Source organism: Candidatus Binatia bacterium (genome assembly GCA_036563615.1).
In the GTDB taxonomy this organism is placed as follows: domain Bacteria; phylum Desulfobacterota; class Binatia; order UBA12015; family UBA12015; genus DATCMB01.
Map to the genome: position 1 here is coordinate 305,727 of DATCMB010000021.1, position 11,030 is coordinate 316,756.

Sequence of the window (11,030 nt, forward strand, 5' to 3'; positions counted from 1 at the left end):
GCGTCGATACCGCCCAGATGATGCGGCATGGGGTGATGGAGGCGGGCTTCGCGGCCGCGGCGACCGCCGGGACGCTGGCCGTGCCGCTGCCCGCGCGCGGCTTTGCGGGCGGCGGACGGCGCGGGACGGCCGTGAAGAGCGACGCTAGCCGCCGCGGCGCGCCGAGCGGCCGCGCCTCCGGCACGGGCGCGAAGGAGCCCGAGCACGCCGCAGGGGACGCCACCGGCCCGAGCGACGCCTTCGCGCGCGGCCAGGACTTCATCGCCCGCTGCATCGCCGGCGACCCGGCGACGCGCGACGAGTTCGTCACCGAATACACGGGGCTGATCCGCTTCGCGATCGCCGGCGTGCTGCGCCACCGCGGGGTGACGCTTTTGCGCGAAGAGATCGACGACCTCGCGCACAACGTCATCGTCTCGCTGTTCGACCGCGACTGCCGCAAGCTCAAAATGTACGAGGGGCGCAACCAGGCGTCGTTCGCGACCTTCGTGCGCGTCTGCGCGACGCGGCTGACGCTCGATCACCTGCGCTACCGCCAGCGGCGTCCCGCGATCGCGGCCGACGCGATCCAGGTCGAGCCCAGCGGCGAGGCGCGCGACGTGCTCGCCGAGTCGCCCGCGCCCGGCCCCGATCCCGAGCAGCAGGCAGCGACGAGCGAGGAGATCGAGCGGCTGCGCCGTCTGGTCGCGGAGCTGCCCGCGCGCGAGCAGCTTCTGGTACGCCTGCACTTCGTGGACGGGCTCGACGTCCCCGAGGTCGCGCGCGTGCTCGGCATCACGGAGAACGCGACCCACGTGCTGAAGTCGCGCGTGCGCGCGAAGCTGCGGGACCAGATGCAAGACGAGGAACGAGATGCGTAGGGGCGCAACCGGCGACGACGCCTTGGCGCGCGCGCTCGGTCGCGCGCTCGACGCGCAGGCCGACGACGCTGCGCGCGGCGCACACCCCGACGAGGCGCAGGTCGCGCGCTACCTCTCGCGCGAGCTCGCACCGGACGAGGTCGAGCGCTTCGAGCGCCACGTCGCCGCGTGCGCGCGCTGCGCGGAGGAGCTGGCGATCGTCGCGGCGCTCGAGGCCGATGCGGCGTCGGCGACGTCTCCCGCAGCGGACGTCGACGAGCGCGCTGACGTGCGCGCGCGTGCCGTCGCGTCCGCGTCGGCGCGCGACGAGCGGGGCGCGCACGCCGCACGCGCCGCGCAGGTCGAGCGGACCGCGCACGCCGAGCGTGGCGAGCGCGTGGAGCGCGTCGCTCGCGTCGAGCGCGCGAAGCCGCGCCGGCGCCGGCTCCGCTGGCTGCGCATCGCCGCGGGGCTCGCGGTGGTGCTGCTCGCGGGCGGCGCGGTCGCGGGCAACTGGGCGGTCGGCCGCCTGCAGCCGACGCTGGTCGCCGGCATGGCGAGCGCGCTCGGGCGCGAGGTCTCCGGCGGCAGCGCGTCGCTCGTCCTCGCGGGCGGCCCCGGTCTGCGCCTCGACGACCTCCGCGTCGCCGAGGATCCGCGCTTCGGCGGCGGCGCGTTCGCGACCGTCGAGGGCGCGGTGCTGCGCGTCGATCCGCGCGAGCTGTTGCGCGGACGCGTGCGCGGCGCGATCGCGCTCGAGGCGCCGGCGGTGCACCTGATCCGCGACGGCGCCGGCATCTGGAACATCGAGACGCTCGCCGGACGCGAGCCGGCGCGCGGGGTCGGCGTGCCGCCGGGGTTGCCGCCGAGCGCCGCGACGCCGCCGAAGCCAGGCAGCGCCGACGTCCGTAAAGCAAAGGAGCGCCTCGTCCGCCTCACCTCGGCGACGATCGAGAACGGCACGCTCGAGATCACCGACGAGAAGGGCGGCGGCAAGACGCTCGCGCTGCGCGACCTCGACCTGCGCTACACGAGCGACGCCCCGACCGAGCCCAGCGCGATCCAGCTCAGCGGCACGCTCGGCGCGAGCGCGCAGCGCATCGCGCTGCGCGGCGAGATCGGCCCGTTCGAGGGCGGCGCGACGCCGCGCTGGAGCTTCGACGAGGTCGAGCTCGCGCGCCTGCCGCTCGCCGACATCCCCGGCGCGCCGCAGTCGCTGACCGGCGAGCTGACCTTCACCGGCTCGCTCGCGAGCGAGGGCCGCGGCATCGAGACCATCGTCGCCAACGCGTCCGGCAAGGGCGAGCTCGGCCTCTGCTGCGGCGAGCTGCGCGAGCGAAACCTCTTCGCCGAGCTGGTCGCGGCGCTCGCCCGCGAGGCGGCGCACGACGGCGACGTGAGCTTGACGGCGCACGATCTGCTCGAGCGCGCGCGCCAGGTGCCCGCGCTCGCGAGCGCGCTCGCGCCGGGCGCGACGCCGTTCGAGGACATCGCTGGCAGCGTCGAGATCGCGTCCGGCAGCGTGAGCTTCGACGATCTCGCGGTCGACACCTCGCTGTTCCGCGCGAGCGCGACCGGCTCGCTGACGCACGCGGGCGCGCTCGACGTGCAGGGCACGGTGACGCTCGGTGCGGACGCGACGCGCGCGCTCGTCGCGCTGCTGCCCGAGGCGGGGCGGCTCTTCGCGCAGGGCGCGGAGCTCGAGGTGCCGTTCAAGGCGGCGGGACGCTGGCCCGACGTGCGCCTCGAGGTCGACGTGCGCACCGCGATCGCGCGCGCCGCTGCACCGCTCGATCCGCGCGCGCTGCGCGTGGTGCCGCTGCTCGCGCGCGTCGCGGGCTGAGCTTCGTCGGCGCGGCGCAGCGCGGCGCGGTGTCCGCCGCCGCCGCGCCGGACACCGCGTCTTCTTCGCGAGCTTCGCCTTCTGATAAGCGTGGCCCGTGGCCCGCGCGCTCGACGGCTACCGCGTCCTCGATCTCACCGACGAGAAGGGCTTTCTCTGCGGGCGCATCCTCGCCGAGCTCGGCGCCGACGTGATCAAGATCGAGCCGCCGGGCGGCGACCCGGTGCGGCACCGCCCGCCATGGATCGCGTCGGGCAGCGCGCCGCAGGCCGAGCGCTCGATCCCGTGGCTCGCCTACAACGCGAGCAAGCGCGGCGTGACGCTCGACGTCACCAGCGCGCGCGGCCGCGAGCTGCTCGATCGGCTGTGCGCCGGCGCCGACGCGCTGATCGAGTCGTACGACCCGCAAATGCTGGCTGCGGCGCGCGTCGACTACGCGACGCTGTCGGCTGCGCACCCGCAGCTCGTCGTGTGCTCGATCACGCCGTTCGGGCGCTCGGGCCCCTGCGCCGGGTGGCGCGGCAGCGATCTCACGGTCACCGCGATGGGCGGCAACATGGCGCTCACCGGCGATCCCGACCGCGCGCCGCTGCGCTGCACGATGCCGGCGTCGTACTGCCACGGCGGTGCGGAAGCTGCGGCGGGCGTGCTGGTCGCGCTGCACGCGCGCGAGCTCGTCGGGCGCGGGCAGCACGTCGACGTGTCGCTCCAGGCCTGCGTCGTCGGCACGATCATGACCGGCGCTTCGCAGTGGGCGCGCGACCGCCGCGACCGCACGCGCACCGGCGCCTGCTACCCCGTCGGCAAGACGCTGCAGCGCGAGGTGTGGCCGTGCCGCGACGGCTTCGTGTCGTTCGCGCTGCGCGGCGGACCGGCGCGCATCCCCGGGCTCGTCGCGACCGCGAAGTGGCTCGAGGAGGAAGGCATCGACGCGCCGGCGTGGCGCGATCGCGACTGGACGGCGTACAGCCACAACGACCTCACGCAGCACGAGGTCGACGCGCTGTCGGCGCCGCTGCTCGAGCTCTTCGCGCGCAAGACGATGCGCGAGCTGTTCGCGGAGTCGATCGCGCGCGGCGTGATGCTGGCGCCGGTCAACGACGCGCGCGAGATCGCGCGCAGCGAGCAGCTCGCGGCGCGCGCGTTCTTCGCCGAGGTGCGCGACGAAGAGCGCGGCCTGACGTACGCGCTGCCCGCACGCTTCGCCGTGATGTCGGCCTGCGAGACCGACGTGCGCTGTCCCGCGCCGCGCATCGGCGAGCACAACGAAGAGGTCTACGGCGAGCTCGGGATCGGCGCCGACGAGCTCGCGGCGCTGCGCCGCGCGGGGGTCGTGTGAGCGGCGCTGTCGGCGTGAAGGCGCTCGCGGGCGTCAAGGTGCTGGAATTCGGCGGCGGCGCCGCGGGGCCGATCGCGGTCCGGCATCTCGCCGACCACGGCGCGACGGTGATCCGCGTCGAGTCGCGCACGCGGCCGGACTTCCTGCGCGTGCTCGGTCTCTCGAAGAAGAACCGCAATCTCGACGACGCGCCGATGTTCATGATGCTCAACTGCAACAAGATGTCGGTGGCGCTGAACCTGAGCGACCCGCGCGGCGTCGAGCTCGCGAAGAAGCTCGTGCTGTGGGCCGACGTCGTCGCCGAGAACTTCGCGCCCAAGGCGATGCGCAAGTGGGGCCTCGACTACGAGAGCCTGCGCGCGCTCAAGCCCGACCTGGTGATGGTCAGCACCTGCCTCATGGGCCAGACCGGCCCGCACCGCGACTACCCCGGCTTCGGCGGCCAGGGCTCGGCGATCTCCGGCTTCAACTTCCTGACCGGCTGGCCCGACCGCGAGGCCGTCGGCCAGCACGGCACGATCACCGACTCGCTCGCGCCGCGCTTCGTCGCCGCAGCCGTGCTGGCGGCGCTGCTGCGCCGGAAGAAGACGGGCGAGGGCTGCTACATCGACGTCGCGCAGACCGAGACCGCGGCGTACTCGCTCTCCGGCTGGATGCTCGAGTACTCTGCGAACGGCGAGGTGATCGGGCGCGACGGCAACCGCTCGCGGATCGCGGCGCCGCACGGCGCGTTTCCGTGCCGCGGCGAGGACCGATGGTGCGTCATCGCCTGCTGGGACGACGCCGGCTGGCAGCGGCTGGTCGCGGCGATGGGCTCGCCCGCGTGGGCGCTCGAGGAGCGCTGGGCGACGCTTGCGGGTCGGAAGAAGGACGAGGACGAGCTCGAAGCGTCGATCGCGGGGTGGACCGCGTCGCGCGAGGCTTCGGAGGTCGCGGAGCTGCTGCAGCGCGCGGGGGTCGAGGCGGGCGTGGTCGCGACGTGCCGCGACCTGGTCGCGGATCCGCAGCTCGAGCACCGCGGGCACTTCGTGCCGATGCAGCACGCGGTGCTCGGCGCGCACACGTGCGAGGCGCTCGGCTACCGGCTGTCGGAGACGCCGGGCGCGATCGAGCGTCCGGGGCCGCTGCTCGGGGAGCACTCGCGGTACGTGTACCGCGAGATCCTCGGGCTCGCGGACGACGAAATCGAGCGTTTAGCCTCCGACGGCGTGCTGCGCTGAACGTCGAAGGGACGTCGTTCGCGCTAGTGTCCCGGCCGGATGCGCGCGAGCAGGCGCGGCGCCACCGCGTCCCAGTGCTCGCGGAAGAAGCTCAGCACGCGCAGGTCGCAGAGCTTTCCGTCGACGTGCTCGTGCGCGACGAAGCGTCCCTCCTCGACGAAGAAGCGCCCCACCCCGCTTCCGATCTTGTCGCTCACGTCGCCGATCACTTCCGCGTACAGCTTACGAAGCTGCCACGTGCGGAAGACGTGATCGATGAAGAGCACGACGGCTTCGAGCGGCCAGCCCTGCCCGCGCACACGCGGCTCGAAGGCGAGCTCGAGAAAGGCCGTTCCCTCGCGAAGGTCCGCGTCGTGAACGCTGATGACACCGATCCGGGCGGCGGACTTCAGTGCGATGACGACGTGCTCGAGCAAGACTGCGCGTGTCACGCTTGACGCTCCGAAGGAGCGCAGGCTCGTACGGCGCTGCGTGGACACCATCAAAGCTTCGACGAAGGCGTCGTCGCCCGGCAGGAGTGGTCGCTGCAGCGTGTGCCGTCCAACCAAGGTCGGCACGTCGTAAGCGGATGCGCCGTCCGAGACGCGGTCGGCGGCGCTGACGCGCTCCGCGTAGATGCGGTACACGTCCTCGACGGAGGTCAGGCTCGCGACCTCCGAGTCCTCGACTGTCGCGCCGAGATCGTCAAGCAAGAGTACGAGCTCGAGGATTCGTACGGAATCCAGGTCCAGGTCCTCGCGAAGGCGCGCCTTCGGCAGGACGCGGCCCACGGACATCCCCATCTCGGCCGCGAAGCGAACGCGGAAGGCGTCGGGAGAAAGCGGCTGCCTGCGTCCGGTCGCGGGGGCCGAGCTCGCCGGCGTGCTGGTCGAGGTGGAATCGGAGCCGGGCGATGGCCTGTTCGCGTCGAGACCGGTCGCTGCGCGCGGTCGCCCGTTCGATGCAGTCGGCTCGTCCATGTCGTCCTACCTTTCTGGGCGCCGTCGGCTGGGTACGTCCGTACGCGGCGCTCCTACTGGGTAGGCGTGACGAGGGAGCGAACACGGGCCGTTCGTTTTGAGCGAACAGCCTTTCTCAAAGCGAGGCAGGGGCGGTGTCCAACCTGGAAACTGCCCCGTCCCAAGCGAGTGGGGGCGAAAATCTCTAGTATTTTCGCGGAGATGCTACGGAGTGATCAGAGTCGCCAGCGAGTCTGCCTTTGCTCGCCGTAGTCTCCTACCGGACCTTCCAACACACTTTTGGGCTGCGCTAGCCCGAGACGGCTTCGCGCCAAGAGCAGGCGAACGGTCTCCTCTACCCGCAGAGCCCAAGTCCGTTCTCCCGATGGTTTGCCTGCGGTTCCCGGCCCCACTGCTCCCACTGGACGGGCTACCGCCTTTCTTACAAGGAAGCCTGGGGCCGACCGCTACCCTGGCCCTAGAGCGGGGCGGCAGGCAGGCTGGCGCAAGCCCACTCCATCTAGTCGCCCGGCACGATCAGTCTTGACCAGGCTATGGCCCCCGACAACTCTCAACTTTCCGTCAATCAAGGCTTTTCGCCACCAACGAACGAGTAGCCCGCTGGGGCTCGGCCTAGGAGAAGCATTGGCTCCAATCTGCGGCGGTGCGTGAGCACGCGCCTCGCAGATGATTCCGCTTGACCACACGGCGCGTGGCCGCCGCCGCGCAGGCCCTCGAGATTTTGTCATGCAGACACTTCCGCTCTTGCTGGCGCTGATTAGGTCTTGACGACGGATGCGGAAACGATCCATTTCAACCATCGCCGACATGCTAGCTGCGACCCCGATCCGAGATTCAGCCGCACCGGGGAATGTCTGCGACGCTCCTGCGGCAATCCGCTCTCCGACGACGACTCCTCGGAGGAGAGTTTCTCTCGCGATCTCATCTCTCTCGCACTCTCCCACAAAGGGTTTGATCACGCGTTGTGGGCTCAAATCCACCGCAACGTCCGCCCACAATCACAGCGGACCTCAGAGTCGTGCAGATCGCTCGCGCGAGCGATCCGAGAGAAGTGTCGTCGTCGATTATGCCGATCGCGCGTACCACCGCGATCTGACGGTCGCTCGGCAATCGTTCCGGCGCAGGAGAAGAGGCCGACGCGGGGCGCTTCACGCACCGGCCCGCGATGCGCCAACGAATCGCGTGCCGACACATACTCGCGGACCAAGAACGCGACAACTGACGCAGTCACCCCCCACATGCCCCATAGAGCGTACGCGATTCTGAAAGAGTCGCCGGAAAGGACTGCGATGCGAAAGGTCTACACGCAAGCCGTCGATGACCTCAGTACGCTCCCTCTTGAGCCGCCGTTTGTTGGTCGACTGGAGGAGATGGGCATCCTGGCGGCCGCGCTCCAAGACGTTGTGCGCGGAATCGGCCGCGCCATCCTGGTTTCCGGAGAACCGGGAATCGGCAAGACGCGCCTAGCCCGGCACTTTAGCGATCTTGCCCGTACCCGCGGCGTCAACGTTCTATGGGGTCGGTGTTGGGAGACTGGAGGAGCTCCCCCCTACTGGCCGTGGCTAGAGGTAGTGCAGTCTCTACTCGCTACCGGCAGCGACACCCATGGCTTCGACACCGACTCTCTCCTCCAACTTTTGCATGCTACACCCGATTGTCAAAGCACCGAACTATCTACCTCATTCACCGTCACTAGTGACGCGACACGCTTTCGCTTGTTTCACGCGATGGCTTCGCTGCTCCGCAGCTCGTCGCAGCAGGCGCCTCTGGTCATCGTGATTGACGATTTACAGATGGCCGATCGCCCATCACTAGCACTCTTGTCATTCCTCGCGCGAGCACTGATTGATTCAAGAGTACTACTCCTGGGCACGCATCGCGACGTCGATCCTCGTATTGACACATACTTGCGCGATTCTCTCGCCCAACTAGGTTGCCAAGGGCACAAGATCGACCTCTCCGGGCTGACCTCACAAGACGTCAGAGAGCTAGTTCGCACACTGCGCAACGACGCTGACGATATCGCAGGATCCATCTACGCGGCCACTGCGGGCAATCCTCTCTTCGTTGGCGAACTTCTGCGTATGATCGCGACGGAGCAGGGACTCTCGGGTGTGTCCACGGCTCCCTTCAAGATTCCCGCGCGGATCACTGATGCGGTCCGCTTGCGACTGGGCGCTATAAGCACAGAGGCAAGGCATCTACTCGATACGGCCGCCGTAATAGGACGCGAGTTTGATCTCGCGCTTCTCGCATCAGTCGTCGGCCGTTCCGCGAGCGATGCGTTGAACTTCCTCGAGGAACCGCTTCGATACGGCCTCGTAGTGGATCTGCGACCGGGGCACTATGCCTTTCGACATACCCTCATCCGGGATGTGCTTTACGAAGACCTTTCCTCCGATCGTCGACTCCGACTGCACGAACAAGTGGGCCTCGCCATCGCCACTCGAGTATCTACCGATGGACATCCCTATCATACCCAGTGCGCCCACCATCTACTCATTGCCGCACCGCTGTCTCGCGATTACTCCTTCGTAGAGCACGCTGTCCGAGCGGCTGAGCACGCCATGATGCAGATGGCGTTTGAAGACGCTGTGGCGCTCTATCAAAGGACTCTCGATGCCGTTGCAACGGCTCCTCGGGATGATCGACGGCAGTGCCTGTTACTTCTCGGCCTAGGGAGAGCGCAGGAATGGTCCGGACACCTCGAGGGATCGCGCGAGTCCTTTCGTCGCGCAGCTCGCATCGCTCGATCGATTCGGGCAATCGATTTGCTTGTTGAGGCGGCCCTAGGAGTCGGTGCGGTCCTCTCCTTGAAGTTCGTTGCCAGTTCACGATGCGAGGCGGCACCTGATCTACTTCGCGAAGCCCTTGCAGCCGTACCGATCGACGATTCTGGGCGCAGGGCACGGCTACTTAGCCGCCTCGCGCTACACGGGTGCTTCAACCCGGCGGCGACAGACGCTGTCGCACTGAGCGCCGAGGCGGTCCGATTGGGTCGTGCAAGCGGCGACCCTAATACACTCGTGCATGCTCTTGCGGCGCGGCACGGTGTCTTGGTGGGCGCGAGTGATCTGCCTGAGCGCTATGCGATTGCTCGCGAGATACTAAACATTGCGACAAAGATGAACTCTAGCGAGTTCGCAATGCGCGGGTACGCCCTCGCAATTACGGACTTGACTGAGATAGGAGACATAATCGCTCTCGATGACGCACTTGCGGCGCACCAGCAATTGAGTAGCGAGACGGGCGACTCGTTCGAGCGGTGGGCAAACTTGGTATGGCGCGCGATGCGGGCCATGCTGGATGGGCGTTTTGATTATGCAAAACAATTGGCTCACGAGGCGTTCGACTTTGCTACAAGGGTCTCGGGGCCTTACTCGCGCGAGATCTATGCGCAGTTAAGCTTTTCGGGGCAGAAGATCCTCATTGATGAACTTTGCGGTGAGACAGCCCCTGACGTCGTTAATCATTTCCGGGAGCTTCGCGAGCGCTATCCTGAATCGGTAACTCTGCGTGCAGCGCCAGCATTCTTTCTGTCTCGAGCTGGACGATTGGATGATGCACGGCAAGAGCTTTTTGCACTCAGTCGCAACGGGTTTGCCGAACTACCACAGAATGTCACGTGGCTCTTCGGAATATGCCTTCTCGCTGAGGCAGTTCATTACGTTAACGATCGAGATTGGGCAGAGAGTCTCTATAGATTGTTGCTGCCGTACCATGACCGAAACGTCTCGATCAGTGTTGTTGCATGTTTCGGATCGGCACACCGCTTTCTTGGTCTCCTTGCCGCGACGTGTGATCGCTGGCAGGACGCGGCTCGCCATTTTGAGGAAGCCTTGTGCATGAACGGGCGCATGGGGGCTCGGCCCTTTGTTGCGCTAACTTCGTACGATTACGCGCGCCTGATTCCCATCGAGGGCGACGCACTTGCACACAAACGAGCATTGGCACTCGCCGAGGAAGCCCTCCGCATCGCGCGGGACATCGGCATGAAGCGCCTAGCACGCGACACCGAAGAGCTGCGGCGCCGCCTGCTCAAAGCTGCCGCCCACAACGGTCTGCCAGCCAATCGGAACTCGGCGCTACCCCAGCTCACAAAGGAAGGCGAGGTGTGGATCCTCACCGGACACGGCGAGCGCACGTTGCTCAAGGACTCGAAGGGTCTTCAGTACCTCGCCGAGCTCCTTCGTCGCCCTGGTGACGAGCTGCACGCCCTCGAGCTAGTGCGACTCACTGCGCCGCCGCCAGAAGAGGGCGTGTACGACGAATCCCTGGAGGCAAGGGAGGCGGACTTCCAGGCCGAGATCGTCGACGCGCGCGCGCGTCGCGCCTACAAGAAGCGGATCAACGAGCTGACGTGCGAGTTCGAGCGCGCGACCGCGGCCGGGGATCCGGAGAAAGCGACGATACTACACGACGAGCTAACGAAGTTGCGCGATGAGGAACGCCGTATCTTTGGCCTCGGTGACCGTCCGCGTCGCAGCGGAGATGCAGAGCGGGCGCGTCTCAACGTGACACGAACGATCCGCCTCGCGCTCTTGCACGTCCTCGACGCAGCGCCAGCGGTCGGAGCGCACCTTGCCCGCAGCATCCACACGGGCACGTTCTGCAGCTATGCGCCCGAGGGCGAGCTCGAGCGCGGGGTCGGGCCAGTGGTCGCCGCGGCCCCCTCGCCCCCCACCTGAGCGCCGCTCACCGCGGGATCAGCACCAGCGCCCGCCCCGATCCCCTGAGCTGAATGATCAGCAGCAGGTCGCCGCGGTCATTGATGTCCGACAGCGTCTCGATGCTGCCGATGATGCCGCCGCTGAACTCCGAGCCGGTGCG

The 11,030-nt window shown here is 68.1% G+C and carries 6 protein-coding genes; 5 read left to right on the plus strand and 1 reads right to left on the minus strand.

Annotation, left to right across the window (positions count from 1 at the left end; translation table 11 throughout):
• Positions 1-17: 17 nt before the first annotated feature.
• The 4 genes from VIS07_18335 to VIS07_18350 all read left to right on the plus strand — a co-directional run bounded on the left by VIS07_18335 (position 18) and on the right by VIS07_18350 (position 5,241).
• A complete protein-coding gene (locus tag VIS07_18335) occupies positions 18-860 on the plus strand; it encodes a sigma-70 family RNA polymerase sigma factor (protein HEY8517473.1) in 843 nt (280 codons plus the stop codon).
• Positions 853-2,682, plus strand: a complete 1,830-nt coding sequence (locus VIS07_18340) for an AsmA-like C-terminal region-containing protein (protein HEY8517474.1) — start codon at positions 853-855, stop codon at positions 2,680-2,682. Before VIS07_18335 ends, VIS07_18340 begins: the two co-directional genes overlap by 8 nt.
• A gap of 97 nt (positions 2,683-2,779) precedes the next feature.
• A complete protein-coding gene (locus tag VIS07_18345; protein ID HEY8517475.1) occupies positions 2,780-4,021 on the plus strand; it encodes a CaiB/BaiF CoA-transferase family protein in 1,242 nt (413 codons plus the stop codon).
• Positions 4,022-4,035: 14 nt separating this feature from the next.
• Positions 4,036-5,241, plus strand: a complete 1,206-nt coding sequence (locus VIS07_18350; GenBank protein ID HEY8517476.1) for a CoA transferase — start codon at positions 4,036-4,038, stop codon at positions 5,239-5,241.
• Between the two features lie 23 nt (positions 5,242-5,264).
• Here the strand turns inward: VIS07_18350 and VIS07_18355 are convergent, their stop codons facing one another.
• The gene (locus VIS07_18355) at positions 5,265-6,200 is read right to left on the minus strand and encodes a GNAT family protein (protein ID HEY8517477.1); all 936 of its coding nucleotides are present in this window, start codon (positions 6,198-6,200) and stop codon (positions 5,265-5,267) included.
• Positions 6,201-7,489: 1,289 nt separating this feature from the next.
• On the opposite strand from VIS07_18355, the gene VIS07_18360 reads away from it, so the two are divergent.
• Positions 7,490-10,888 carry an AAA family ATPase gene (locus VIS07_18360; GenBank protein HEY8517478.1) on the plus strand — a complete coding sequence of 1,133 codons (3,399 nt, stop codon included), beginning with the start codon at positions 7,490-7,492 and terminating at the stop codon, positions 10,886-10,888.
• Positions 10,889-11,030: the final 142 nt, after the last annotated feature.